The 25,229-nt window shown below is 68.6% G+C and carries 25 protein-coding genes and 1 pseudogene; 14 read left to right on the top strand and 12 right to left on the bottom strand.

Translation table 11 applies throughout. The features are described from left to right. Positions 1–18: 18 nt before the first annotated feature. Positions 19–1,086 carry an aspartate-semialdehyde dehydrogenase gene (locus FDZ84_RS13315; protein ID WP_168586158.1) on the bottom strand — a complete coding sequence of 356 codons (1,068 nt, stop codon included), beginning with the start codon at positions 1,084–1,086 and terminating at the stop codon, positions 19–21. Next, on the bottom strand, positions 1,086–2,351 hold the full coding sequence (locus tag FDZ84_RS13310; protein ID WP_168586157.1) for an aspartate kinase: 1,266 nt from the start codon (positions 2,349–2,351) through the stop codon (positions 1,086–1,088). Before FDZ84_RS13310 ends, FDZ84_RS13315 begins: the two co-directional genes overlap by 1 nt. Positions 2,352–2,624: 273 nt before the next feature. Here FDZ84_RS13310 and FDZ84_RS13305 point away from each other — a divergent pair, with 273 nt between their 5' ends. The 7 genes from FDZ84_RS13305 to FDZ84_RS13275 all read left to right on the top strand — a co-directional run bounded on the left by FDZ84_RS13305 (position 2,625) and on the right by FDZ84_RS13275 (position 8,995). Further along, entirely contained in the window at positions 2,625–3,866 is a 1,242-nt protein-coding gene (locus FDZ84_RS13305; protein WP_168586156.1) for a glycosyltransferase family 39 protein, read from the top strand. A gap of 112 nt (positions 3,867–3,978) precedes the next feature. Continuing rightward, positions 3,979–4,602 carry a nitroreductase family protein gene (locus FDZ84_RS13300; RefSeq protein ID WP_168586155.1) on the top strand — a complete coding sequence of 208 codons (624 nt, stop codon included), beginning with the start codon at positions 3,979–3,981 and terminating at the stop codon, positions 4,600–4,602. 71 nt (positions 4,603–4,673) lie between these two features. Next, positions 4,674–5,279, top strand: coding sequence for a DUF2975 domain-containing protein (locus tag FDZ84_RS13295; RefSeq protein WP_168586154.1), 606 nt, complete (start codon positions 4,674–4,676; stop codon positions 5,277–5,279). Then, entirely contained in the window at positions 5,279–5,521 is a 243-nt protein-coding gene (locus FDZ84_RS13290) for a helix-turn-helix transcriptional regulator (RefSeq protein WP_168586153.1), read from the top strand. The genes FDZ84_RS13295 and FDZ84_RS13290 overlap by 1 nt, the downstream gene beginning before the upstream one ends. Positions 5,522–6,055: 534 nt before the next feature. Beyond that, positions 6,056–7,378 carry a hypothetical protein gene (locus tag FDZ84_RS13285; protein ID WP_168586152.1) on the top strand — a complete coding sequence of 441 codons (1,323 nt, stop codon included), beginning with the start codon at positions 6,056–6,058 and terminating at the stop codon, positions 7,376–7,378. Between the two features lie 571 nt (positions 7,379–7,949). Further along, positions 7,950–8,807 carry a helix-turn-helix transcriptional regulator gene (locus FDZ84_RS13280; RefSeq protein ID WP_168590028.1) on the top strand — a complete coding sequence of 286 codons (858 nt, stop codon included), beginning with the start codon at positions 7,950–7,952 and terminating at the stop codon, positions 8,805–8,807. Continuing rightward, the gene (locus FDZ84_RS13275; RefSeq protein ID WP_168586151.1) at positions 8,804–8,995 is read left to right on the top strand and encodes a DUF397 domain-containing protein; all 192 of its coding nucleotides are present in this window, start codon (positions 8,804–8,806) and stop codon (positions 8,993–8,995) included. Before FDZ84_RS13280 ends, FDZ84_RS13275 begins: the two co-directional genes overlap by 4 nt. 247 nt (positions 8,996–9,242) lie before the next feature. Here the strand turns inward: FDZ84_RS13275 and FDZ84_RS13270 are convergent, their stop codons facing one another. The 3 genes and pseudogenes from FDZ84_RS13270 to FDZ84_RS13260 form a co-directional block, all read right to left on the bottom strand. Further along, positions 9,243–9,395, bottom strand: coding sequence for a hypothetical protein (locus FDZ84_RS13270; RefSeq protein WP_168584094.1), 153 nt, complete (start codon positions 9,393–9,395; stop codon positions 9,243–9,245). Between the two features lie 153 nt (positions 9,396–9,548). Further along, entirely contained in the window at positions 9,549–9,911 is a 363-nt protein-coding gene (locus FDZ84_RS13265) for a YciI family protein (protein WP_168586150.1), read from the bottom strand. 402 nt (positions 9,912–10,313) lie between these two features. Then, positions 10,314–10,580 (bottom strand): annotated as a pseudogene (locus tag FDZ84_RS13260) (adenine deaminase C-terminal domain-containing protein); the annotation flags it as partial. Positions 10,581–10,627: 47 nt separating this feature from the next. Here FDZ84_RS13260 and FDZ84_RS13255 point away from each other — a divergent pair. Next, positions 10,628–11,251: a LacI family DNA-binding transcriptional regulator gene (locus FDZ84_RS13255; RefSeq protein WP_168586148.1), complete on the top strand. Its 624-nt coding sequence runs from the start codon at positions 10,628–10,630 to the stop codon at positions 11,249–11,251. A gap of 104 nt (positions 11,252–11,355) precedes the next feature. Continuing rightward, positions 11,356–12,519 (top strand): aminotransferase class V-fold PLP-dependent enzyme, encoded by a 1,164-nt coding sequence (locus FDZ84_RS13250; protein WP_168586147.1) that lies wholly within the window; start codon positions 11,356–11,358, stop codon positions 12,517–12,519. A 264-nt stretch (positions 12,520–12,783) separates the two neighbouring features. On the opposite strand, the gene FDZ84_RS13245 is transcribed toward FDZ84_RS13250, so the two are convergent. After that, on the bottom strand, positions 12,784–13,671 hold the full coding sequence (locus tag FDZ84_RS13245; RefSeq protein ID WP_168586146.1) for a TetR/AcrR family transcriptional regulator: 888 nt from the start codon (positions 13,669–13,671) through the stop codon (positions 12,784–12,786). Between FDZ84_RS13245 and FDZ84_RS13240 the strand changes: the two genes are divergently transcribed. Then, complete coding sequence (locus tag FDZ84_RS13240; protein WP_168586145.1) at positions 13,661–14,002, top strand: hypothetical protein; 342 nt, start codon at positions 13,661–13,663, stop codon at positions 14,000–14,002. The two genes, FDZ84_RS13245 and FDZ84_RS13240, sit on opposite strands and share 11 nt — an antisense overlap. A 156-nt stretch (positions 14,003–14,158) precedes the next feature. Here FDZ84_RS13240 and FDZ84_RS13235 read toward each other — a convergent pair whose 3' ends face one another. The 3 genes from FDZ84_RS13235 to FDZ84_RS13225 form a co-directional block, all read right to left on the bottom strand. After that, positions 14,159–15,952 (bottom strand): FUSC family protein, encoded by a 1,794-nt coding sequence (locus FDZ84_RS13235; RefSeq protein WP_168586144.1) that lies wholly within the window; start codon positions 15,950–15,952, stop codon positions 14,159–14,161. A gap of 276 nt (positions 15,953–16,228) precedes the next feature. After that, positions 16,229–16,567, bottom strand: a complete 339-nt coding sequence (locus tag FDZ84_RS13230) for a hypothetical protein (protein WP_246868984.1) — start codon at positions 16,565–16,567, stop codon at positions 16,229–16,231. 40 nt (positions 16,568–16,607) lie between these two features. After that, the gene (locus FDZ84_RS13225) at positions 16,608–16,889 is read right to left on the bottom strand and encodes a hypothetical protein (RefSeq protein ID WP_168586142.1); all 282 of its coding nucleotides are present in this window, start codon (positions 16,887–16,889) and stop codon (positions 16,608–16,610) included. A gap of 306 nt (positions 16,890–17,195) precedes the next feature. Between FDZ84_RS13225 and leuA the strand changes: the two genes are divergently transcribed. Next, positions 17,196–18,989, top strand: coding sequence for a 2-isopropylmalate synthase (leuA, locus tag FDZ84_RS13220; RefSeq protein ID WP_168586141.1), 1,794 nt, complete (start codon positions 17,196–17,198; stop codon positions 18,987–18,989). 222 nt (positions 18,990–19,211) lie between these two features. Here the strand turns inward: leuA and FDZ84_RS13215 are convergent, their stop codons facing one another. Then, a complete protein-coding gene (locus FDZ84_RS13215) occupies positions 19,212–19,907 on the bottom strand; it encodes a DedA family protein (protein WP_168586140.1) in 696 nt (231 codons plus the stop codon). 214 nt (positions 19,908–20,121) lie between these two features. Here FDZ84_RS13215 and FDZ84_RS13210 point away from each other — a divergent pair, with 214 nt between their 5' ends. The 3 genes from FDZ84_RS13210 to FDZ84_RS13200 all read left to right on the top strand — a co-directional run bounded on the left by FDZ84_RS13210 (position 20,122) and on the right by FDZ84_RS13200 (position 23,645). Then, positions 20,122–21,291 (top strand): mandelate racemase/muconate lactonizing enzyme family protein, encoded by a 1,170-nt coding sequence (locus FDZ84_RS13210; protein WP_210435543.1) that lies wholly within the window; start codon positions 20,122–20,124, stop codon positions 21,289–21,291. A 483-nt stretch (positions 21,292–21,774) separates the two neighbouring features. Further along, positions 21,775–22,029 carry a hypothetical protein gene (locus tag FDZ84_RS13205; RefSeq protein WP_246868983.1) on the top strand — a complete coding sequence of 85 codons (255 nt, stop codon included), beginning with the start codon at positions 21,775–21,777 and terminating at the stop codon, positions 22,027–22,029. Next, a complete protein-coding gene (locus FDZ84_RS13200) occupies positions 22,005–23,645 on the top strand; it encodes a hypothetical protein (RefSeq protein ID WP_168586138.1) in 1,641 nt (546 codons plus the stop codon). The genes FDZ84_RS13205 and FDZ84_RS13200 overlap by 25 nt, the downstream gene beginning before the upstream one ends. A gap of 170 nt (positions 23,646–23,815) precedes the next feature. On the opposite strand, the gene FDZ84_RS13195 is transcribed toward FDZ84_RS13200, so the two are convergent. Both FDZ84_RS13195 and FDZ84_RS13190 read right to left on the bottom strand, forming a co-directional pair. Continuing rightward, positions 23,816–23,992 carry a hypothetical protein gene (locus tag FDZ84_RS13195; protein WP_168586137.1) on the bottom strand — a complete coding sequence of 59 codons (177 nt, stop codon included), beginning with the start codon at positions 23,990–23,992 and terminating at the stop codon, positions 23,816–23,818. A 122-nt stretch (positions 23,993–24,114) separates the two neighbouring features. After that, positions 24,115–25,227 (bottom strand): ABC transporter ATP-binding protein, encoded by a 1,113-nt coding sequence (locus FDZ84_RS13190; protein ID WP_168586136.1) that lies wholly within the window; start codon positions 25,225–25,227, stop codon positions 24,115–24,117. Positions 25,228–25,229: the final 2 nt, after the last annotated feature.

Below are 25,229 nucleotides of genomic sequence, written 5' to 3'. Positions count from 1 at the left end.
TCCACTTTGGAGTGTGGGTCAGTTCGCCAAAGTTTCGGCGATCTCGTAGGTGTTGAGCGCCGCGCCCTTGCGGAGGTTGTCACCGCAGACGAAGAAGTCCAGCGTGTTCGGGAAGTCCAGCGCCTGCCGGACCCGGCCCACGTAGGTCGGGTCGCCGCCGACCACACCCGCCGGGGTCGGGAACACGCCCTTGTCGTGGTCGTCTTGCAGCACGATCGTCGGCTGCGCCTCGAACACGCGGTGCGCCTGCTCGACGGTCACCTCGCGCTCGAAGGTGGCGTGCACCGCCAGCGAGTGCGTGGTCACCACCGGCACCCGCACACAGGTCGCGGACACCTTCAGGTCCGGGATGCCGAGGATCTTGCGGGACTCGTTGCGGACCTTCAGCTCCTCCGAGGTCCAGCCGTCGTCCTTGCGCGAACCGGCCCACGGCACCACGTTGAGCGCCAGCGGAGCCTTGAACGGCGTCTCCTCCGGCAGCCCGGCCGCGGCCAGCGCCTCGGCGACGTCGCCGGCCCGCGAGCCGACGCCCTTGCCCGCCACCGCCGCGATCTCCGCGTACAGCCGGTCGATGCCTTCCTGCCCGGCGCCCGAAGCCGCCTGGTAGGACGAGACCACCAGCTCGCGGAGGCCGAACTCGCGGTGCAGCGCCCCCAGCGCGGCCATCATCGACAGCGTCGTGCAGTTGGGGTTCGCGATGATCCCCTTCGGGCGCTCGTGCGCCTTCGCCGGGTTGACCTCGGGCACCACCAGCGGCACCTCGGGGTCCATCCGGAACGCGCCGGAGTTGTCCACCGCGATCGCGCCGCGCTCGGCCGCCACCGGCGCCCACTGCGCGGAGACCTCGTCCGGCACGTCGAACAGCGCGATGTCCACGCCGTCGAACGCCTCCGGCGCGAGCTCGACGACGGTGAGCTCCTCGCCGCGCACGGTGATCTTCTTGCCCGCGGACCGGGCCGAGGCGATCAACCGAATCTCGCGCCACGGCACCGACTCGCGGTGGTTGATGATGTCGATCATGACGGTGCCGACCGCGCCGGTCGCACCCACGATTGCCAGCGTCGGTGTCTTCTTCTCCTGGGCCATCAGCGGCCACTCCCCGCGTAAACCACGGCTTCCTCGTCGCCACCGAGCTCGAACGCGTCGTGCAGGGCGCTCACCGCGTCGTCGAGCTGGGTGTCGCGGATCAGCACCGAAATCCGGATCTCCGAGGTGTTGATGATGTCGATGTTCACCCCGGCGTTGGACAGCGCCTCGCAGAACGTCGCGGTGACGCCCGGGTGCGACCGCATCCCGGCGCCGACCAGCGAGACCTTGCCCACCTGGTCGTCGTAGACGACCTGCTCGAAGCCGACCTCGTCCTTGATCTTCTCCAGCTCGGCGACCGCCACCGCGCCGTTGCTGCGCGCCACCGTGAAGGTGATGTCGGTCAGCCCGGAAGCGGTGCTGGAGACGTTCTGCAGCACCATGTCGATGTCGATCTCGGCGTCGGCGACCACGCGGAAGATCCGCCCCGCGACACCGGGGTTGTCGGGCACACCGCGCACGGTGACCTTCGCCTCCGACCGGTCGTGCGAGACGCCGGTGATCATCGCCTGTTCCACGGAAAGGTCCTCCACTGAGCCGGACACGATCGTTCCGGGCTTGGGTGAGTAGGAAGAGCGGACGTGCAGCGGCACGCCGTAGCGGCGCGCGTACTCGACGGCGCGCAGGTGCAGCACCTTCGCGCCGGTGGCCGCCATTTCGAGCATCTCCTCGTAGGTGATGCGCTCCAGGTGCTTGGCGTTGGGCACGATGCGTGGATCGGCCGTGTACACGCCGTCGACGTCGGTGTAGATCTCGCACACGTCTGCGTTCATCGCGGCAGCCACCGCGACAGCCGTGGTGTCCGAGCCGCCGCGGCCGAGCGTCGTGATGTCCTTGGTGTCCTGGGAGACGCCCTGGAAGCCGGCGACCAGGACGACCTGACCCTGCTCCAGCGCCTCCTGCACCCGGCCCGGGCTGACGTCGATGATCCGCGCGTTCTGGTGCGCCGAGGTCGTGATCACACCGGCCTGCGAGCCGGAGAACGAGCGGGCCTCCGCGCCGAGCGACTCGATCGCCATCGCGACCAGCGCGTTGGAGATCCGCTCCCCGGCGGTCAGCAGCATGTCGAGTTCCCGCTCCGGCGGAGCCGGGTTGACCTGTTTGGCGAGGTCGAGCAGCTCGTCTGTGGTGTCGCCCATCGCAGAGCACACGACGACCACATCGTTGCCCGCCTTGCGGGTCTCAACGATGCGTTCGGCGACCCGTTTGATGCGATCAGCACTTTCGAGTGAGGAACCGCCGTACTTCTGGACGACGAGCGCCACGTGAAACAAACCTCCTCGACCGTGCGGCCGTCCCGGGCACGGGTTGTCCCCGCACTGACACCGAGTGGACGAAGGAGCCCCGGCACACCGCGTGGCGGGCCGGAGGGCCCCGCGACCGGGTAGGTGGCAGCGTCGGCCCACCGGGCCGAAACGGCCTCCTACCAGGTCGCTCCGCTGCCGGACTAGCCTACCGAACCGACACCGCCCGACCCCAACCCCGGAACGCGCCACTACCCTGTTGAAGGCGATTGTCGACAAGAGCGGAGGACCGGGTTGTCCACCACTCCAGGAGCGATCGACCCACCCCTGGCGGACATCGGAAACACCGCGGCTATGCAGCGGAAACAACCGGAACCGGGGTTGCTGGACCGGCTGCGTGCGGGGGCGCCCCGAGGGCACCGGCTGATCATCGCTTTGGGCCCGGCTGTGGTTTACCTCGCAATCCGGCTGGTCGGATTACTGGTGCTGGCGTGGCTGTCGGCCGCCAACGACGAGGCGCTGGTCGACAACCTGCGGGCTTGGGACGGTCAGTGGTACCTGGAGATCGCCGCGCACGGCTACGGCGGCGTGGACCAGAACATGGTGGACGGCTTCGGGCACCGCTACCCCGAGACGCCGTTGGCGTTCTTCCCCGGCTACCCGCTGCTGATCATGGCCCTGTCGTGGATCCCGGGGGTCAGCGTCACCGGCGCGGCGGTCGCCGCGAGCCTGGGCTGCGGTGTCGTCGCCGCGTTCGGGCTGGCTCGGTTGGGGCGTCGGATCGGCGGCTCGGACGGGGTCGGGTTGCTCCTGGTCGTGCTGTTCGCGGCGGCTCCGATGTCGGTGGTGCTGTCGATGGCGTATTCCGAGGCGCTGTTCTGCGCGTTGGCGATCTGGGCGCTGATCGGGGTCGTCGAGCGGAACTGGCTGCTGGCGGGGCTGTGCTGCGCCGGCGCCGGGCTCGTGCGGCCGACTGCTGCCGCGCTGATCGCGGCCGTCGGGCTGGCGGCGCTGGTCGCCATCGTGCGCCGCCGGGACACCTGGCGCCCGTGGCTGGCGATCGTGCTCGCACCGGCCGGGGCGCTGCTCTACATCGGCTGGGTCGGGCTGCAGACGAGCAACCTCACCGGGTACTTCGAGCTCCAGCAGCGGGGCTGGTCGTCGGCGTTCGACGGCGGCAAAGCCACCTTGGCGTTCATGATCAAGACCCTGACCACGGACCGGTCCGTGCTGGAGACGTTCACGGTGTGGATCGTGCTGGCCGCGCTGGTGCTGCTGGTGCTGTGTGTGCGGCAGCGGATGCCGTGGCCGCTGGTGGCGTTCGCCGCCGCGGTGGTGGTGCTGGACCTGGGCTCCGACGGGTTGATGTACTCCAAGGTGCGCCTGATGTTGCCCGCGTTCCCGTTGCTCATCCCGGTTGCGATCGGGTTGTCGCGACGGCGGACGACGACGGCGGTGACAACTGCGGTGCTGCTGGTGTTCTTCGGTTCGTGGTTCGGCGCCTATTCGCTGACGGCGTGGCAGTACGCGATCTGAGTCGTGAGTGCGTAACCGGGCTCGAACCCGGTCGCGCACTCACGACCGGCGGACCGGTGGACATCGGCGGGCGTGGTCGACAGACTCGCCACCAGCGATCCAGGAGGTGCCCGTGACTGCCGAGGAATACATCGCCGAGGTTCCGGCGAGCAAACCCGCAGAGACGTCGGTGCCGCTGCACCCGCTGCTGGCCGAGCGGTGGAGCCCGCGCGCGCTGGACCCGGACGCCGTGGTGAGCGACCGGCAGTTCACCGCGTTGTTCGAGGCGGCCCGGTGGGCTCCTTCGTGGGGCAACACCCAGCCCGCGCGGTACATCGCAGCGCGCCGGGGCGAGGCGACCTTCGAGCGGATCCACGGCACGTTGTCGCGCGGCAACAAGGGCTGGACCAGCAATGCCTCGGCGCTGGCGATCGGCGTTGCGCGCGTGGTCGACGAGGACGGCGAGCCGATGCCCTACGGCGAGTACGGGCTGGCGCTGGCGACCGAGAACCTGGTGCTGCAGGCCGTCGCGGAGGGCCTGTACGCGCACCAGATGGCGGGCTTCGACCGGGACGCCGCGCGGGCGGAGTTCGGGATTCCGGCCGAGTTCGAGCCGATCGTCGCCGTCGCGGTCGGCAGCCTGGGCACGCTCGACGGCATGCCGGAGCGGCTGCAGGAGAAGGAGCTGCGGCCGCGCATCCGAAAGCCGCTGTCCGAGCTGGTCTTCACCGAGACCTGGGGCGAACCGCTGTTCTGACGTCCACCCTCCCGCACCATATCGTTTTTCGATAGTATCGAGAAACGATATGACTTCGGAAGGTGACGAACATGGGAAGCACGTCCCGGTGGGCTCGGCTCGGCAACCACGTCCTGGAGGCTGCGATAGCGCTCGCCATGCTGCTGGTCGGCCTGTTCGGGGCCCTCTTCCCGGTCCTCGGCGTGACCGGCCCGCTGCCGCCGACCGACACGCGCGAAGTGCAGCTCAACGCGCCCGCGACCCTGCCCGGCACCGCACCCGCCGGCCCCATGGCGCTTCGCGGCACCCACGACGCAGTGCTGATCTTCACCGATCCCAGCTTCGCGGACCGGCTACTGCTGGCCCTCCCGACGCTCGCCGGCAACCTGCTACTGATGGCGGCCCTGTCGATCCTGCTCCGAGTCGCCCGAACCTTCCGCGACGGCGACTTCTTCGTGCCAGCGAACGCACCTCGCCTGTTCGCAATCGCGGCCATCGTCACGTCGAGCGGCCTGGTCGTCCCGTTGGCGGACATGATCACCACGGATCTCCTGGTGTCCGGGACTGAGGTGGCGCAGTCGATCCGGACGGTCTTCGAGTTCGAGTTCCCGCTGCTCCTGGGGCTGCTCATCGCCGCCGCCGCGATGACCTTCCGCAACGGCATCCGGCTGCGCACCGACACCGAAGGACTGGTCTGATGCCGCCCGAGCAGCCGCACCAGATCGAGTGCCACCTCGATCGACTGCTCGCCGAGCGCGGCATGACCCTGGCCGAGCTCGCCGCGCGCGTCGACGTGACCATCGCCAACCTCTCGATCCTGAAGAACCGCCGGGCCAAGGCGATCCGCTTCAGCACCCTCAGCGCCATCTGCCGCGAGCTCGACTGCCAACCCGGCGACGTCCTCTCCTACCGGACATCGGACCGACGCACGGGGGCGTGAGCGCTTTGGCTCGCCACACGGTGCCCGGCCCGACGCGCCCGGTTTCGTCCGCGCCATCTTCGACTACGCGCTGGGCCAAACTGGCCGCCGAACAGCAGTGGCTGGCCGCCTACCGGGCCGCCGAACTCGATGACCAAAGGCCCAGGGATGGCTGACCAAGCTGACGTGTCCACCTGACAGGAACTCCGGGGTTATTTCTAGAAACGGACCAGCCGAAACGCTGGCACCGGGCCCCGGTCCGACTCAACCCGCACAGCGCCCTCGGCCACGTCCGATCCACCACCGCCTAGAAAATCTCGATCCACGGATCTTGACTATTCCCTCTGGCATATACCACAAAGTACACTGTCGACTGACGGAACCGCCCGCGCGGGCGTGGACATTCGGTCAACGACCTATGTGACGTCATTGACAAGGACTGCCATGTACGTGGATTCCTTATGTGCCCAGCCAGCTGGACCGATCTCACCGGATGTCATCAAGAAAGTTGGCGAGTGGACGCTCGAACGTCTACCAGAAGCCACGAAACGGGCGTTGGATGACGACTCCGTGTCCTCCGCGTTCCTCGCCGAGATCGATTCGGCAGTGCTCGCCGACCTCCCGGACGTGGTGGACCTCAACCAGGTGGACGCTCGACGCCTCCTGGTTGACCTGGGTTTCTGCGGTAGCGCTGTCGCCAGGGTCGCGACGGAAAGCGGTCACGACGTCGCCCACCTGCTCGGCAGGCTTGGTGTAGGTGCGCACCGACGCACTTTTCGTGACTACTACGCGGATCTCGCGACGCGATCGGGCGCGGGTCACCCACCACGGCAGACGTTCGTGTCCACGATCACCTGGAACGCACCAACGGTCGAAGTCCGGGTGGACGATACGGTCGCCGCGACCTTGCCGAGCGTGTTCGACGATCAGCGGACGAGGACGTGGACCGGAACCTCGGATGAGGCAAGCCTGTGGCTCCTGTTCAAGAAGTGCGCCGGTCTCGGTGCGGTCGCCAACGTAGCACTAGCGCCCGTGGTCTTCGGCGACCTCCCGGTCGACTCCCCTGACGCGCCGGGCAGGCTCGCTGTGGCTACGGCGGCCATGGAGGAGATGCAGGATCAGATGCGGATCTTCAGCATGGCCGGCAACCGCGCAGGGGGTATGTCCGCGGACGTTTTCATATATGGAATCCGCCAGTTCGGTGTCCCCTGGGAGGACGGTGCAGAGGCGCCGAGCGGTCCCCACGAGGCCGAGTGGATCAAGCGGGACGTAATGCTCGGGCTCAGGAGCCCGAACTACCTCGCGGACGTTCGCCGCAGGTATCCGATGCTGCTGGAGCCGGACGTCCACGCCATCGAGAAGGCAATCGGACAACCGTCGTTGGAGGAAAAGTTACGCGAGGCATGGCGATCTGACCTGCGCGACGAGGTTGACGCGGCAACCAAGGCGAGGCTGGCCGCCACCACCATGGCCGCCCGGTCGCTGTGGCGCGCGACCGGCCGGTGCTCGTCCGCGCACCTCGGCTTGGCGCGGAAGTTCCTGTTCAGCCACCTCCGCAAGCAGGCACGCACATCCACGCCCCCGACCGCGGTGTCCAACGATTTGGGCATCACCGGGATGACCGAGCAGGACGTCGTACGCCTGGCCGAGCAGCGTCTGCGCGGCGTGTTCGACGACATCCTCCGGCACGTCGACCCGAAAAGCTTGGTGGCGGCCGAAACCGAACTCGGTCGGCGTCCGCGCCCCGCCTGTACCCTGGTCGTTCACGGGATCGATGCCGGCCGAGTCCGAGATCTCCCAAACCGTCGATGCGGCGATCGGATGTCCGAGTCCAACCAGTTCGCCCTGGATCCTTCTTTGCCCTCACCGCGGGTTTAGGTGGCCGTCCGGTGTGGCGTCGGAGTGCGCTGTAGTCCCACTTCCTTGCGATGAATCTGCGGTGCCAGGCGAGGATCGTTGCGGGTTGGACGGGGAAGATGTCGTGCAGGCGGCGGGGGAGTAGCGAGGACAGGGCCGCGAACCAGAAACGGCGAAGTACTCGCGGGCCCTGAGACTGAGCAACAGGGACGGAACTTTGGGGGTGGCCGGTCGGTGCGTGGGGAGAGGAACGCACCGACCGGCCCGCAGGGACCCGGCGCCGGAGATCGGGGGCACGTCGGCTTCCGGGCCCGAGGTTTCGGGCGGGTTAGAGGCGGCGGAGTGCTTCGGGGATCCGGCGTTGGACCTCCGGTGACGGCCCGACGGGATCGCAAGTGTCCGATGTGGAGGTTCGCGGTGGATCGTAAGCATCGGCGGGTTCGGATGCATCGATGCTGCCTCTCTGGCTCGAAGTCGAACGTGCGAAGCAGGTTCGGCGCTGTCTGTAGCCAGATTGCCCGTCTAGTAGACACTAATCATTTACACGATTAGGCGAAGTGCCTGGTAGTTGAATCTGCCTACGATGTGTCTCGTGCCTGTAGACACAAACGGCGTGACACCACGCGCTCGCGCGCTTGCAGCAGCCATCCGCACCGTCCGAGAGCGTTCGGGCGTCAGCGGGCGCGAGTTGAGCAGACGCCTGGGGTTAAGCCACGGCACGGTGTCGCACTGGGAAACCGGACGCCGGGTGCCGACTCCGGAGGACGTCGCTTCGCTGTTGACCGCCGCCGGGGTGACCGGCAAGGAGAAGCAGCGGTTGGTCGAGCTGGCGCGGCACGCCAGCGAGCCGAACTGGCTTACCGTTGGCATGCCAGGAATCCCGCACCAACTTGCAGGTGCCGTGGAGTGCGAACGATCAGCCTCGTCAATCGTCGAGTGGGCACCATCGGTCATTCCTGGGCTGCTGCAGACCTCCGAGTACGCCCGCGCGATTTCGACTGTGGGTGGGCTACCGGCTCATGAGGTTGAATCCCGCGTAATGCTGCGGATCGCCCGTCGCGAGGTCGTCGTGCGCAAGAACCCTGTACATTTCCTAGCGCTGATCGGCGAGGATGCCCTTCGCGACAACATCGGCGCACCCGAGACGATGCGTGAACAGCTCCAGTATCTGCTGGACCTCAACACGCTGGAGAACGTATCGGTCCATGTGGTGCCACCGAGAATCGGCTGGCACCCGGGACTGGTTGGGCCGTTCGTGCTCTACGACTTTCCAGATGCACCTTCGGTCGTGCACTTCGAGCACTACAGCTCCGGCGCCTTCGTTCCGGATGAGGACGACGTTCAGGCGTATCGGCATGCAATCGACAGCATCCTCAAAATTTCCCGTAGCCCAGACATCACGGCGAAACTTATCGCAGAGATCATCGACGGGATGGAGCACACGAGATGACCACGGTCCAGGGTTGGAAGAAGTCCACCTACAGCCACCCGAACGGCAACTGTGTTGAGGTCGGGTGGTTATCCGGTGGTACCGCTGTGCGGGATACCAAGGACCGGGATGGTGGGTTATTCGTCGTCGGCCGGGCTCGGTGGGCCGACTTCGTTGCCTCCGTCAAGAATGAGCGGTTCGAGTGTTGAGGTATTGGCCTTGCCGCTGATCACGGGGTCGTGAGGTCTCTGGGTTGCCCAGGCTTTCGCGGTTTTGATGATCGGGCGCGGCACGGCGGCGTGGCCTTGAGGTGATCATGATAGGAGCATCGGTGGTGGAAGTGCGGGTACACCTCTTCGAATCGATCAAGTTTGGCATAAAGGAGCCCCAGCGCACCGTGCGCTAGTGCCTGCAAATAGGCGTCTTTCACCCAGCCTTATGGAGTGCGTAGCTGGGCTAGCTCCGAGCGAGGACCTCTCGGCGGAACTCGCCGAAGCGGAGGCGTTCGAAGGTCACCAGCGCGCCGAGCACGGCGCACACCCCGATCCCGCGATCGGCGTGCACGGTGTTGCCGAGCCACGCGTAGCAGCACCAACACCACCAGAGCACCGCGAGCCCCTGCCCCAGACGCCGACCGCACGAACCCGTTTCTCCCAAAGGAAAGCCAATCTGCGACGGTGCCGGTCTGCCCGTGAGTGGTTTTGGGCGTTATAGCCCCCAAAATCACTCACGGCCCAATCAGCGTCACGCAAGATTCGACGCTCACATGTCCCCCGCGGACTCGTGCAGCACCGGCCACAACTCGACGGGCTCCACGTCGGCGAACGGCATGTCCGCCGCGATTTCCTGCGCCCGCTCCAGGGTTTCGCAGTCGAGCAGGTAGAAGCTGGCAAGGTACTCCTTGGTCTCCAGGTACGGGCCGTCGGTCACCGCCGGGACGCCGTCCTTGCGGCGGATGAGCTGGGCGTTCGCCGCGTCCGCCAAACCGTAGGCACCCAGCAGCTCGCCGGTCTCCCGGTAATTCGCGTTGAACGCCTCCTGCTTGGCGATCGCCTCCGGCCACGCCTCGGCCGGAAACGAGTCCCACTTGCCCTGGTTGCCGTAGATCATCGCGACGTACTTCATCTCGGGTGTCCTTCCCGTCCCGCGCGCCCCGCCGGCGCGCTGTCACCCTTCAGTCGGAGCCCGCGGCGGATCCTCGACATCGGGCGGCGAACCTTCCCCAACTTTTTCAGATCTCGCCGCTGACCAGCCTAAATCGGTCGTCGTCCAGGAAGGGGACCAGGAGGGACGTTAGGGCTTGGGGGGCGGTTGAGCGGGATGATGTGCACGCCGACCGGATGTGCCGGATGTGCGCCAAGCGCCATGGTGGGCACGGTGAGCACCCGCGACGGCGTCGCGGATCTGGCGCGTGCTGGTGCGCATGGCGCGCCCGCCGCGAGTGGCCGAGGAGCACATGGCCGTCATCGACCGGGGCCAACGCAGCCGCCACCCGATCCCAGTGATGAGTGAAGGAAAATTCGCCGGTCAGTGGCAGCAGTCGAGGACTTGGGGGGTCCAGTCCCGGGCGAGCACGTCGACCAGGCCGAGGTCGGTGATCTTGACGCTGGGCGAGACCGCGAGGGTCAGCGTCGACACGGTCATGAACGGGTTCGCGTGCCGCCACCCCCACGCCTCGAGCGCTTCGCGCACTCGGCGGCTGCCGGCCACGACGTTCGCCGTCGGCTCCGCCGACATGACGCCTCCGACGGCCAGCGGCAGTCGCGCCGCCACTCCTCCGGCATGGGCGACCGCGACGCCGCCGTCGTCGGCTAATTAGCACCGCTTCCGCGGTGGCTCGCATGGCTCGCCGGGTCGTGGCCATCACCCCGCGCGGCCCGGCCTCGCTGTTCGGCGCCGCGGACGTGCCGCTGGTGCTGGTCGACCGGCGGATGCGCGGCCTGCCGTCGGTGGTCATCGACACACCGGGCGGGCTGCACGAGATGGGCGCGCACCTCGCGGCGCTGGGCCACCGCCGCATCGCCTACCTCGGCGGGCCGCGCGGCTCGTGGACGGACCCGCGCCGGCTGGAGGGCCTGCGCATTGGATCGGGGCAACAAGTCGTCGCGTTCGGCCCGCTGCCGCCGACCTTCGAGGCGGGCAACCGCGTCGCCGACAAGCTGGTGGCGAGCGGGTGCACCGCCGCCGTCGCGTACAACAGCGCCCTTTTCCTGGGCCTGATGTACCAGCTCGCCACGCTCGGCGTGCGGGTTCCGGACCAGCTCAGCGTTTGCTGCGCCGACGATCTGGCGGAGCTCGGCCTCGCCGTGCCAGACGCCACGACGCTGCACGTCCCGGCCGATGACGCCGGGGTGTCGGCGGTGCGCACGCTGCTCGGCCTGGTCGATGGGCGGCCACCGGAACCGCGGCACCAGCTGGTGCCGGTCGAGCTCGTGATCGGCAAAACTTCGGCCGAACCCTGCTAAACGGCGCAAAACGCTGCGCCGAGAGCACCATGACCTGGGCCGATGTTCGGCGGCGACCCCGCCACCCGTTACCTACCGCCGGGTAATGCGGTATTACTTCACTCGTGTGGACTAGCACCAGGCCGACGGCGGAGGCGCTCGATCGGGCCGACCCGCTCGCCGGCCTGCGCGTCCGCTACGACCTGCCGCCGGGCCTGATCCATCTCGATGGCAACAGCGGCGGACCGCTGCCGCGCACCACTCCCGCCCGGCTGCGCCGGTTCGTCGAGCACCGCTGGGAGCAGCAAACCGGGCGCCTGCGCGGGGAATCCGACTGGCGCGGGGAGGCCCGGGGCGCTGCGGCCGCGCTCGCGCCGCTGATCGGTGCCGCACCGAGCGAGATCACCGTTGCCGAGACGACGTCCATAAACCTGTTCAAGTCGCTGCTCGCGGCGGCCCGGCTGCGCCCGGACCGGCCGGTCCTCGCGGTGGGCAAAGACTGCTTCCCCGCCGACTGCTGGCTGGCGCGGTCCGCGGCCGAATTCATCGGCGGCCAGCTGCACCTGCTCCGCAGCAGGGACGAACTGGACCTGCTGCCGTGGGACGAGGTGGCGGTGGTCGCCCTGTCGCACACCGACGAGCGGTTCGGAGGCGTGCGCGACGCCGCCGCTCTCACCGCCGAGATCCACGGGCACGGCTCGCTGGTGCTGTGGGAGCTGAGCGGTTCGGCCGGGGCGCTGGACGTTGATCTGCACAGCTGGGACGCGGATTTCGCCATCGGCTGCGGCCACCGGTACCTCGGCGGCGGCGCGGGGGCGCCGTCGTACTGCTTCGTCGCCGGCCGGCACCGCGACGCGTTCTCGACGGGCACCTGCGACACGGGCGGCGTGCTGCACCCGCTGGCCGGCGGGTTCGCGGGCTCCGGCTCCAGCTTCTCGGTGGCCGAGCTGCGCGCTGGTCTGTCCATTTTGGATGGTGTGTCGCCGAGGGCGCTGGCGGCCAAGACCGCCGGCCTGGTGGACTTCTTCCTGGAACGGCTGGGCGACTTCTGCTCGGACGCGCAGATCGAGGTCGCGACCTCGTCCGAAGAACTGAGCCGAAGCGCGCAGATCACCTTGCGGCACGACCGGGCCCAGCGGATCGCGGACGCGCTGTTCGTCCGCGACGTGCTGGTGGACTACGCCGAACCGGACCTGCTCCGCCTGAGCTTCGCCCCGTCCTGGCTCCGCTACGTGGACATCTGGGAAGCCACCGAACAACTCCACACGACCCTCCACGAAATCGCCTGAACCGCGGGGTTCCGCCCGCCGCAACAGGAGCGGCCGATGCCCGGCAGCCCCGGGACCTGCGGGATCGGGACCTGAGGGATCGGGACCTGAGGGATCGGGACCTGCGGGATCGGCGGAGCCTTCCAGTTCCAGCCAAGATCGGAGCCCCGCACCGCCGGGAGCACTGCCCTGGGCAACGAAAGGCCGAACGGCCAACTCGATCTGCGAGCTTCTGGATGCGAAGCCAAACGCGTTGCGGAGAAGCGGGATTAACTCACTCCGGGATCAATTCGGCGACACCGTCGAGCAGGCGCTGGAGGCCGAACCGAAGATGCTGGCCGGTTCCGAGGCCTGGACGGATTCGGCGCCGAAGCGGGTGATCATCGTCAGCTCACCCGCGTCGAAGACCTCCTGGAGCTTCGCGCTCCGCACGCCCAGCCAGTGCTCCCGGGTGTCCTTCGCGTGCATCTCGCGCGCTAGGGAGAGCGCCGCGCTCTGCGTATGCACCGAGACCATGATCGCCGCCCGGACCATGGGCTCGAAGTCGAGGCCGATCCCGTCGACGGCCCGCATCCGCCAGTCCGTGTAGGCCATCATCCGGGGCGCGATCGCCGGCCGGGTCATCAGCGCGAACAGCTGCGGCACCCAGGGGTGCTCGACGTAGATCTCCCATTCGTGCTGCGCCGACAGTTCGAGCTTCGCCCGCCAGCCGGGCGGTCCGGGCTCAGGCAGCGGGCGCTCCCCGAACACCTCGTCGATCATCAACCCGCCGAGTTCCTCCTTGCCGGGGACGTAGCGGTACAGCGACATCGCACCGACGCCGAGCTCGGCGGCCGTGCGCCGCATCGAGAGCCCAGCACCACCGTCCCGGTATGCGATCGCGGCGGCCACGATGCGCTCCACGGTGAGCACGGGCCCGGCTTCGTCCGGCGGCTCGGAGCCCTCTTGCTGCTTCTCCGCGACGCGCTCCCGGTAGGCCCGCGCGCGGCAGGCCCGCGAGCTTCCGACGCTGACTGTCCGGCAGAACGTCACACTGCCCGCGGAACTCGCGTCCCGGCGGATCGCGGACTCGGCCGTCCGCGACGTGCTGGCACGGCTCGGGATCGGCGGCCACGCGGATGCGCGGCCAGCGAAGTTGTCCGGCGGCCAGCAGCAGCGGGTCGTGCCTGACACACCCAGCGAGCTCACCCGCACCGCCGTCACCCAGCGGATCACCGCGCACGTCACCCGCGGCTGGCCCGACCTCGGCGAGCCCGTCGTGCGCCACCGTGGACAGTTCTGCTACGTCAGCGCCGTCCTCCCCGGCGACCATGACCCCACACCGATCCTGCGCCAGCGCTACCAGGGATCAGCCGACCGCTGGGCCATCGGAATCTACCTGGCCAGCAAAGACCGCTACACCGAATCCGAGCTACCTACCAGCTTCGGGCCCAAAACCGGCACCCCGGAACAAGGCATCGACCACACCTTCATCCTCTACGCAGGCCCCAGCCTCCACCCCTGACAACGCCCAGCCACCACGCGCAAAGACGACCATGAAACTGCGAAACTCGACTTCCAACCTCTTCGACGCTATCGACCCGGGCGAGCACGGCTTCCGGTTCGAGCGCGCCACACCATCGGATTGGGCGGCACGCACTGCCCGTTCGACTTCGGCCGCTCACGAGCCGACGCCGGTGTAGATCCGTTCCAGTTCTTCGCGGAGTTCCGCGGGAGGTACCTTGGTCGTGCGGAGTTGGCGGGTCGTGGTGCGCATCGTCGACACCAGGCGTTGGGCTTCTTGGAGGTCGTGGGGGTCGTTCCGCACGGCCTTCTCCGTGGCGGCGTCGACCACCCGCTCCAGGAGGATGATTGCCGGCCACCAGCGTTCGGCCTCCGCCGCTGCCGTCGGGTCCATCAGCTGCTGTTGGAGGGCTGCGCGGAGATCCGCCAGCTGGCGGTAGGTGCGGCGGCGCAGCGCCGAGCGGCCGTGGTGGACTCCGGCCAGCGACTGGGACACGTACTCCGAGACCGCCTCCACCGCGTCCGCGAACCGGCCCGGCAGCGCCGGACCCCGGTTCAGCGGGCGCAGCAGGAAGCCGACGACCAGGACGATCCCGCAGCCGACGACCGTGTCCACCAGCCTGGCCGTGGGCAAGAACTGCTGGTTCTGGCTCATCTGCAGCAGGACCAGCGCCGTCACGACCGCGCTGAACAGGCCGTAGTGGCGGCTGAGCGCGACGGGCAGCTTGGCGGCGAGGGCGACGATGAACGGCAGCAGCCACCAGCCGGCCGGCACCAGGGCGATCAGCGCGAACGCGATGAGCACGCCGATGATGGTGCCGACCGCGCGCAGCAGGACCCTGGCGAGCACCGAGCCGGAGTTCGGCTTCAGCACGAGCGCGACGGTCAGGGCTATCCAGTACGGCTCGGCCATGCCCGTCGCCAGGCCGAGCCCCTCCGCGAGCGCCAGACACAGCAGCATCCGGCACACCTGGGCCCAGGTGGAGCGGCCGAAGGTCAGCCGGAGCCGCTCGTGGTGTTCGCCGGACACCTGCGGATGCTTCGTGCGCCGGAACGCGGCGATCAGTTCCGCGATGCCCAGGTCGAGTGCGCGCACCAGCGGCGACTCGTCCACGCCTGGCTGGTAGGGCGGCGGGACGTCGCCCGTGCGCATGCAACGCGCCAGCGTTCGCAGCGCTTCGCGGGCACGCTCGGGCGGCTGCTTTCCCGCGTGCGCCAAGGAAACCGACGCCTCGACGATCGGCGTGGCGTACGTGTAGACGAGGTAGAGGCGGTCGCGCACGCGGCTGCGTGACATCGAACCTCCGCCCACGAGCACGTCGTGCGCGTTGTCGAGCGCCTTCGTCAGCTCCTGCCTCGCGGTGATCGGCGAGTCGAACATGCGCAGCGTGGTCTCGAAGATCGCCGCGACCGCGCCGCGCGCCGGGGCCGTGCCGCGGAACGGCCAGGTGGCCGCGATGATCGCGAGCACCAGCAGTTCACCGGCGAAGAACCACCAGACCTGCGCGCCGAGCGGCAGCGTCGACTTCTCCCCGGTCGCAACCACGCAGAACGTCAGCATGTGCGCGCCGCCGGACGACCACAGGTCGCCCATCCGGCTGGACAGGACCGATGGAACCGCCACTGCGAGCACGATCGCCGCCGCCCACCACGGCCCCGGCGCGGCGGCTCCGGCCGCGAACCCGAGCGCGCCGAGGATCGCGGCCAGGCCCACCCGGAGCAGCCGGTACCGGTACGAGCCGGTCAGGTCCGAGAAACTCGCGCACAGCGCGCCGACCGAGGCCAGCACGGCCTCGTCGATCCGGCCGGTGAGCAGGCCCACGACCTGCGGGGCACCCACGCCGATGCTCGCCGCGCACGCCCGCGTCCAGTCGGCGGGAATCGGTATCGGGCGCAGCAACCGCGGCAACCACTGCGGCAGCACGAGCCTGGGGAGCGCTTCGGTCGTCACACGCACATCCCTTCAGTGACGGGGGGGGGACACGCGCTCCACACCGAGCGGCATTGAGGATGCTTCCGATTGTCACGCGGCAACTGCCACGGCACCGCAGAACGCCATCGGCGTCACACCTTGGGTTCGATCACACCCGGGACTGCATCCAGGCTCGTTCTGAGTGACGGTGCCGGGAGCGGGGTGGGTCCGTGAGCGTTTTTTGGGGTTATAGCGCCAAAAAACGCTCACGGATCTTGGCCTGCAGAGATTCAAGTAGAAGTCCGAAGTGGACCTTCAGGCGAGGGCGTGGAGGATCCGCACGGCCATCGACGTGGCGATCAGCCAGAACAGCGACGCCACGCCGTAGTTGACCGCCACCGCGAGCGTTGGGTCGTCCGGCATGAACAGGTCCTGGAAACCCAGCGCCAGCGTCTCCGCGCAGGACGCCACGAACTGGGTGATGCCGTTGTCCGGGTTGGCGCCGGCGACGGTGAACACCACGTGGATCACGAGCAGCGCGGCACCGAGGTTGCCCGCCCACCGGACCACGTTGACGAGCACACCGACCACACGGGCCCGCGCCCGTCGCAGGTCAGCGCGACGCACGCCGCCCTCCTGCGCTTCCGTGCTCACGTCATCCGCCACGATCTCCAGTTTGGCACGACCGGAGGGGTCAGCCGAACACACGAGCCAGCCCCCCGCCCACCAGCACCCAGAAAACCGCCGCCAGGCCGTAGTCGAGGAGCACCTGCAGCACCTCGCCCGGCGCCTGCACCAGACCGGGGAAGAACAACGCCAGCGGCTCGGCCGCCTGCGCCACGGATTGCGCCAACCCGTTCTCCGCCGGGAAACCGGTTACCACGAACACGATGTGCAGCACCAGCAGCGCGGCGAACAGGAATCCCGCGCCGTTGATCAGCGCCGCGACCGCGGACCGCCCCTTCTTCGCCGCCATCCGACCGCCCCTCCCCTTGATCCTCCGACCACTTTGCCAGGCGCGGAGATCGGGAAGTCAGAAATCGCCCGAAACCGGCGGACACGCACTGTGCTGCCGGGATTCCCCTGATCACCACGTGTCATTTCCCACCATCTGGACGTCCCGCTTGCATTTCGGGCCACTACTGCGGTTAGCCTAGGGCCGTGGCTCGCGTTCTCCTGCTTCGCCGCCGCGACGGGGTCTCATAGACCGGCCCCTCGTCGCGGGGTTCGAACGTGCCGGTCGTCGGTCCAGACCCGGTAACCGAGCAGGAGAACCACTCGCATGAGCAGCAACACCCCCGACGCCCAAGCCCCGTTCGCCGGCAAGGTGCGCAAGCCGTCCCGGCCAGCGCCCGCCGACCAGGCTCCGTGGAACACTCAGCTGGGCAGCGCCATGCCTTACCACCGCTACCGCCCGTTCCACGAGCTGGTCGAGAAAGTATCGCTGCCCGACCGGACCTGGCCGGACAACCGCATCACCAAGGCCCCGCTGTGGTGCGCGGTCGACCTGCGCGACGGCAATCAGGCACTGATCGACCCGATGTCGCCGGCCCGCAAGCGCCGCATGTTCGACCTGCTCGTGCAGATGGGCTTCAAGGAGATCGAGGTCGGCTTCCCGGCCGCCAGCCAGACCGACTACGACTTCGTCCGGGAGATCATCGAGGACGGCGCGATCCCCGAGGACGTCCGCATCCAGGTGCTGACCCAGTGCCGCCCGGAGCTGATCGAGCGGACCTTCCAGTCGCTGGAAGGCGCGCCGCGGGCGATCGTGCACATCTACAACTCGACCTCGATCCTGCAGCGCCGCGTGGTGTTCCGGGAGGAGCGCGAGGGCATCAAGAAGATCGCGACGATGGCCGCCGAGCTGACCCTCGAACTGGCCGGCAAGTACTCCGACACCGACTTCCGCTTCCAGTACTCGCCTGAGTCCTATACCGGCACCGAGCTGTCCTACGCCGCCGAGGTGTGCGACGCGGTCACCGAGATCTGGCAGCCCACCCCGGAGCGGCCGGTGATCCTGAACCTGCCCGCCACCGTCGAGATGGCCACCCCGAACGTCTACGCCGACTCCATCGAGTGGATGCACCGGAACCTGGCCCGCCGCGACTCGGTGATCATGTCGCTGCACCCGCACAACGACCGCGGCACCGGCATTGCCGCCGCCGAGCTGGGCTACCAGGCCGGCGCGGACCGCATCGAGGGCTGCCTGTTCGGCAACGGCGAGCGCACCGGGAACGTCGACCTAGTGGCGCTGGGCATGAACCTGTTCAGCCAGGGCATCGACCCGCAGATCGACTTCTCCGACATCGACTACGTCAAGCGCACCGTCGAGCACTGCAACCAGCTGCCAGTGCCGGAGCGGCATCCGTGGGGCGGCGAACTGGTCTACACGGCCTTCTCCGGCAGCCATCAGGACGCCATCAACAAGGGCCTGGACGCGCTGCGCGACGAGGCGAACAAGGCCGGGACCGGCGTGGACGACTACCCCTGGGAGGTGCCGTACCTGCCGATCGACCCGAAGGACGTGGGCCGCACCTACGAGGCCGTGATCCGGGTCAACTCGCAGTCCGGCAAGGGCGGCGTCGCCTACATCATGAAGACCGAGCACCAGCTGGACCTGCCGCGCAAGCTGCAGATCGAGTTCTCCAAGGTGGTGCAGGCGCACACCGACTCCGAGGGCGGCGAGGTCAGCCCGACGGCGATGTGGTCGGCGTTCTCCAGCGAGTACCTGGAGGCCACCGCGCCGCTGAAGCTGGTCCGGCAGCGGGCGGCAGGCGAGAACGGCAACGAGAGCATCACCGCGACCGTGGTCGTGGACGGCGAGGAGCAGGAGATCACCGGCAACGGCAACGGTCCGGTATCGGCCTTCGTCGACGCGCTGAGCAGCATCGGCTACGACGTGCGGGTCATGGACTACCACGAGCACGCGCTCACCGCCGGTGACGACGCGCGGGCCGCGGCCTACCTGGAGTGCGCGGTGGGCGACAAGATCTACTGGGGCGCCGGCGTCGACACCTCGACGATCACCGCGATGCTGCGCGCAGTGGTGTCCGCGGTGAACCGCGCCAACCGCTGACCTACGCAGGCGCGAACGGCCCGTTCACCCCGTCGATCGGGCGAACGGGCCGTTCGCTTCTCACCCGGGGGATGCGCAATTTCGCGAGAAATCGACCGTCACCCGGGTGAACGCCAATTTCTCGCGAAATTGCACTCCGCCTGCGGAACGGCAGCAGTAGATTACGGAGCGTCAGCAGTGGCGTCATCCTGGCTTTGGGCAATTTCTCGCGAAATTGGCAGCTCAGCGCACTGGAGCGTCGGTTTCGGGTTCGGTGCGTTCGGCCTCGACCGGTGGTTCTCCGGATCCTTCCAGCCTCTCCGCTTCTTCCAGTTCCTCGGCTTCGTCGGCCTTCTCCGCGCGGCGGCGCACCACGTGCACGATCAGCCAGCCGACGACGACGGTGACGATGAGGGCGACCCACGAGAACCGGTGGAACCACTGCCCGGCCACCACGCCGAAGACGTAGGCCAGCGTCGTCACCGTGCCCGCCCACGCGATGCCGCCCGTCGCGTTCGCGATCAGGAACTTGCGGTACCTCATGCCGAGGATGCCCGCCAGCGGACCTGCGAGGATGCGCAGCAGCGCCACGAACCGGCCGCCGAACACCGCCCACGCGCCGTAGCGGTCGAACGCCCGTTCCGCCTGGCGCACCGGTTTCGGCCCGAAGTGCTTCGGCAGCTTGCGCCCCAGCCAACCCAGCAGCGTGCGCCCGTAGCGCTTGCCGACCGCGTAGCCGATCGAGTCACCGATGATCGCGCCGCTCGCGGCGATCGCGCCGAGCACGACCGGATTGACGACGCCCTGCGAGGCCGCGACGCCGGCACTGACGAGCATGATCTCGCCGGGCAGCGGGATCCCCACGCTTTCCAGTCCGATGATCAATCCGACCACGAGGTAGATCACCCCGGGTGGGATCGTGTCCAGCCACTCGATCATGAACGCCCATTTCGATTCGAGAACGCGTCGCGGTCGTCTGGGCCGACCGGCCCCCGGCCAGGGTACGTATGCGAATCGCGCTTGGCGCCATCGACGGCCGAGGAAGGCATGTCCATCTTTGGCGCAGCACGAAGGTTGATGTGACGGTAACCACACAACAGTCGCGAGCGGGCGCAGCTCCGAGCCGCTCACGACGCCCTGGGGGGAGGGCGTTTTGCGCATAATCGGCATCCGCAGCATCCCGGTCGCCGTGCCGTTCAACACCGACGAGAAGTGGGCCTACGGCAGTCGGCGCGGCCTGGTCAGCGTGCTGATCGAGATCGACACCGACGAAGGCATCACCGGCCTCGGCGAGGCCCCGGCGTACCCGTCGGCCGAGATCGTGCTCGCCGTGCTGCGCTCGGTAGAGCGGTTCGCCATCGGAGAGGACCCGTTCCGCACCGAGCGGATCGCGAAGCTGATCGACATCGTCGGCACCTGGCACCACGTGGGCACCACCAGCCCCGCGATGGCCGCCATCGACATGGCCTGCTGGGACATCGTCGGCAAGGCCTGCGACCAGCCGCTGGTCAACCTCCTCGGCGGTCCGCTGCGCGAGGAGGTCGAGTACCTGCACTACGTCCCGCACGGCACCCCGGAGTGGATGCGGGAACAGGCTGCCCGGGGCGCGGCGGCCGGCTTCGAGAGCTTCTACGTGAAGGTCGGCGACGCGGACGAGGCCACCGACGTCGAACGGGTCGCCGCGATCCGCGACGGCCTCGGCGCCGGGCCGTCGCTGCGGATCGACGCCAACGAGTCCTGGTCCCCTGCGGCGGCGCTGCGGGCCCTGCGCGCACTGGAGCCATATGGCATCGAGTTCGCCGAACAACCGGTGTCCGGCCGGAACCTTCCCGAGATGGCCCGGCTGCGCGCCCGCGCCGGGGTACCGCTGCTTGCCGACGAAGCGTCGCAGACCCGCTACGACCAGCTGAACGTGATCCGGCAGGGTGCGGCCGACGCGATCTCGGTGGACAACATGCTGGACGGCAGCCTGCTGAACCTGAAGCGCTCCGCCGGGATCTGCGAGGCGGCGGGCCTCCCGGTCGTCAAACAGAGCCTCGGCGAGCTCGGGGTGGCGACGTACGCCGCGGCCCACCTGATCGCCGCGACGCCGGGCTTCCGCTGCGCCAACCAGTCCTACGGCCGGCTGCTCGCCGACGACGTCGTCGAGGGCGGCCCGTTGCCCTATCCGGGTGGCAGGCTGCGGGTACCGGACCGGCCGGGCATCGGAGTCCTGCTCGATCGCGACCGACTGGCCCGCTACGCGGAGTTGTACCAGGTCGCAGGCCATGAGTACGGCTACGCCGACCCGGCGGACGGCACCCCGGAAGCGCCGAACCGGTGAGCGGAGTACGCCGGAAATCGCAATCCGCTGGGCCGAAAAGCAGCGCCCGGTACGGTGAACACACTCGACCAAAGATGGTATTGCGCCTTCCTCCTAATCGGCACCATTGACACCGTCGCGGGACGCCAGGCGACGCCCCTGGGGAACAGAGGATCAGGGGGAGCGGCCGTAGGACTGGGAAACGTCGGGGCACGGCCCTCCCCCTGGTTTCTGGTGGTTCCAGGGTGTCCCGGTGGTTCCAGGCTCTTCTTGCGTAGCGGTGCGGGGTAGCGGAACCTCAGACGCCGACTGGACTGCGGGATCCCCGATTTACGTATGTTCGACTCCGCGATCCCTGCTTTCCACCCTTGCTCGCCTCCGTTTCCTGGTCGTTCCTTCCCAGCCGAGTCCTGTCTTTGATCACTCGTTCGGTCTACGGGGCTTGATGATGGGCGGATCACCGGGTTACGTCAGGCACCAAAGTTCAGCAGTGTTGAGGTGGACATGTGGCCGACCGAGGATCCGACCGAGAAGCTCCGCTGGCGAATCCCGTGCATCGCACCGTTGGGTTCGGGCACCATGACGGTGCTGGTGGTGGGCGATCGGGTCGCGGTGGTGCTGCCCCCTGGTAACACGCTGGTCTTCACCGCCGACGAAGCCGATGACCTCGCCGCGCTGCTGGATCGAGCCGCGGGCTACCTGGCCCGCGGTGCCGAGGTACCGGAGGCGACGTCGTGGCCCTCATCGACACCGACCTGAGCTTCGATCCCCAAGACCCCTACTTCCCCGTTCCCGGCGCGGCCGGGGTGGAGTGGGCGCTGCAAGTGTTCACCACGGCCAACGGCTACGGCATGGACATCGAGCGGACGCACGTCCGCGAGGGCGACCGCATCCACGTGCACGCCGACCGGTACGCGCGGCTCGGGCAGCAGGTGCCGGTCGAGGCCGGTGAGGCCGACATCGAGGTGACCCGCACGGCCGGCGTGCTGGAGTGGTCGATCACGGTGCGCCACGACGAGCCGGTGAAGGCGGTGAAGCTCCTGCTGCGTGGCCTGCCTGCGCACCAGCTGCGGGCCGGTTGGTGGGCGCCGAACACCGGTCGCGGCTGGGCGCACGGCGTCAACGGCCAGCGATTCCAGTTGGAGTACCCCGGCTCGGACTGGGCGACGCCGTGGGTGGCGGCCGGGGACGAACCGAACGGGCTGGCGCTAAGCGTCCGCGATCCGCTGGTGCGGCGGAAGATCCTGCACGTCCACCAGCCGCCATACGCGCCGGGCCCGATCGCGGAGCTGGTGCACGTGCCGTCGGCCACCGCGCGCTCGACCACCTGCCGGGTTCCGTCGATCCGGCTGCGACTGGGCACCACCGAGCACAGCGCCGACGCTGACCTGGACGAACATCTGTCCTTCGTGGAGGGTGCGCAGAACCTGGTGCCGTGGTCGTCCCGCAAGGACGTGCCGGAGTGGCTGCGGCAGACCGCGCTGGTGGTGACCCTGCACGGGCAGCACTGGACGGGCTACGTATTCAACACGTTCGCGCAGATGGCCGAGGCACTGCGGTTCGTCGCGCAGCACATCGACCCGCACCGCGTGCTGGCCTACCTGCCCGGCTGGGAGGGCCGCTACTACTACGCATACCCGCGGTACCGGCCCGGCGAAGACCTGGGCGGCGCCGAGGGATTCGCCGCGCTCGCGCACACCGCGCGGCAGCTGGGCGTGCGGCTGATGCCGATGTTCGGCGGGCACGGCGCGAACGTGCTCGAGTACCCGGTATGGGAGCAGTCGGTGCTGCGCAACGACACCAACCGCTACGTGGAGCTGCTGAACCGGCCGGACTGGGACAGCGACCGGGTCGGCGAGGGCGACCAGGTGTTCCTCAACCCGGCCGAGCCGGAGTTCCGCGCCCACCTGGTGACGTCGATCTCGGCGCTGGTGCGAGATTTCGGCGTCGACGCGGCCTTCCTGGACACCCTGGGCTACTGGTTCAACGACCCGCGCTACGAGGTGATCGACGGATACCGCCGGATGGCCGACGAGCTGCGCCGCCGCCACCCCGAGCTGGTGCTGGCGACGGAGGGCTGGTGGGACGCGCTGTCGGCGATCTTCCCGCTGAGCCAGCAGTGGTACGGCGCGGACCGCGACCTGCGCAAGCCCCGCGTCCTCACCCGCTACGCCCGCACCACCGGACACCTCGCCGAGGGCACGCCGGGCCCCGGCAGCACCGGTGTGCACGAGAAGGGGTTCCTGCGCCGTCCGTCCGATGTGGCGCGAGAAGCCCACATCCCGGTGGTCGGCATAGCCGACGACACCCTCCCCACCCACGCCGAAGAGGTGGCGGCGATCTGCCGCTGGGCCCGCGATCACGCCCCGAAGTAATGCGTAGAAGATCAACATTTGCGCCAGGTCACTGGCCAATCATCAGTCCCGCGGCCAGATTCGAGCCCAACGACGCCGACACGGCCGATTCCGGCTCGGTGGGCTGGTCACCGTCCGTGAGTGGTTTTGGGTGCTATAACACCCAGAAACACTCACGGCCCTGACCAGCCCTAACGGGTGGGGCCGCGTTCGAAGTCCGGGTTGCAGACGTGGATGCCGTTGCCCTCCGGGCAGTCGTAGGGCACCAGGAGCCGGTCGGTCTCGGTCATCAGGCGTTCCGCGGTCGCCCGCTCCAGGATCGCCCGGTGCTCGCACGCGGAGCACCGCGCAGCACTGCTGTACCTCACCCACTGCCTCCGTTCGACCGGACCTAGCGATCTTGCAAACCTAGATGTTCGGACCCCTGCGGCAGCAGACAACGCGCGATTTTCAATGGAAATCGAAGGTCCGATTTCGATGGAAATCGCGCTCAGGCCGGGTGGGCGGAGGTGACGTCGAGGTCGCCGAAGTCCGCCGAGTTCACCGCCTCGGCCGGCACCTCGTGCGGCCTCAGGCGGCCGTCGCGGATGTCCTCGGCGTAGTGGCACGCCACCCTGTGTCCCGGCTTCAGCTCCCGCAGCTCCGGCCGCTCCGTGTCGCACCGGGTCGACTGCCGCCACGGGCACCTGGTGTGGAAGCGGCAGCCCGACGGCGGCGCGGCCGGCGACGGCAGATCGCCGGAGAGCAGGATCTGCTCGCGCTCGTCCTCCACCGCCGGATCCGGTACCGGGACCGCCGAGAGCAGCGCCTTCGAGTACGGGTGCAGCGGCTCCTCGTACAGCTCGTCCGATGTGGACTCCTCCACGATGCCGCCGAGGTACATCACCCCGACCCGGTCGGCGATGTGCCGCACCACCGCGAGGTCGTGCGCGATCACCAGGTACGTCAACCCGAACTCGGCCTGCAGGTCCTCCAGCAGGTTCAGCACCTGCGCCTGCACCGACACGTCCAGCGCGGACACCGGCTCGTCGGCCACCACCAGGTCCGGCCCAACCGACAGCGCCCGGGCGATGCCGATGCGCTGCCGCTGGCCGCCGGAGAACTCGTGCGGGTACTTGCGCAGCGAGGTCGACGGCAGGCCCACGGCCGACAGCAGCTCGCGCAGCCGCTTGTCGGTGACTGCCCGGCCGGTGTCCATCCCGTGCGCCCGCATGCCCTCGACCAGCAGCGACTGCACCGACTGCCGGGGATCCAGGGACGACAGCGGGTCCTGGAAGACCATCTGCATCCGGCGGCGCATCCGGCGCAGCTGCTCGCCCTTCATCCCGGACAGGTCGACGCCGTCGAACACCACCCGGCCCCCGGTCGGCTTCTCCAGCCGCAGCACCGCGCGCCCCAGCGTCGACTTGCCGCAGCCGGATTCCCCGACCAAGCCGTAGGTTTCGCCGCCTTCGATGCGCAGCGACACCCCGTCGACGGCGTACACGTGGCCGACCGTGCGGTCCAGCACCACGCCGCGCTTGATCGGGAAGTGCACCTCAACCTGGTCGATGTCGACGAGCACTTCCCGGGAATTCCCCGCAGTTTCCGGGGTTTCGGTCATGA

Source organism: Saccharopolyspora sp. ASAGF58, assembly GCF_012277335.1.
GTDB lineage: Bacteria > Actinomycetota > Actinomycetes > Mycobacteriales > Pseudonocardiaceae > Saccharopolyspora > Saccharopolyspora hattusasensis.
Note: the sequence above shows the minus strand (reverse complement) of the source record. Positions and strands in the feature narration are given on the sequence as shown.

Bases quoted from the DNA above. Each gene is read 5' to 3' on its own strand.
- FDZ84_RS13315 (WP_168586158.1), bottom strand. From the start codon at position 1,086: ATGGCCCAGGAGAAGAAGACACCGACGCTGGCAATCGTGGGTGCGACC.
- FDZ84_RS13295 (WP_168586154.1), top strand. From the start codon at position 4,674: ATGGGAAGCACGTCCCGGTGGGCTCGGCTCGGCAACCACGTCCTGGAG.
- FDZ84_RS13290 (WP_168586153.1), top strand. From the start codon at position 5,279: ATGCCGCCCGAGCAGCCGCACCAGATCGAGTGCCACCTCGATCGACTG.
- FDZ84_RS13275 (WP_168586151.1), top strand. From the start codon at position 8,804: ATGACCACGGTCCAGGGTTGGAAGAAGTCCACCTACAGCCACCCGAAC.
- FDZ84_RS13265 (WP_168586150.1), bottom strand. From the start codon at position 9,911: ATGAAGTACGTCGCGATGATCTACGGCAACCAGGGCAAGTGGGACTCG.
- FDZ84_RS13255 (WP_168586148.1), top strand. From the start codon at position 10,628: ATGGCTCGCCGGGTCGTGGCCATCACCCCGCGCGGCCCGGCCTCGCTG.
- FDZ84_RS13225 (WP_168586142.1), bottom strand. From the start codon at position 16,889: ATGGCGGCGAAGAAGGGGCGGTCCGCGGTCGCGGCGCTGATCAACGGC.
- leuA (WP_168586141.1), top strand. From the start codon at position 17,196: ATGAGCAGCAACACCCCCGACGCCCAAGCCCCGTTCGCCGGCAAGGTG.
- FDZ84_RS13215 (WP_168586140.1), bottom strand. From the start codon at position 19,907: ATGATCGAGTGGCTGGACACGATCCCACCCGGGGTGATCTACCTCGTG.
- FDZ84_RS13205 (WP_246868983.1), top strand. From the start codon at position 21,775: ATGTGGCCGACCGAGGATCCGACCGAGAAGCTCCGCTGGCGAATCCCG.
- FDZ84_RS13190 (WP_168586136.1), bottom strand. From the start codon at position 25,227: ATGACCGAAACCCCGGAAACTGCGGGGAATTCCCGGGAAGTGCTCGTC.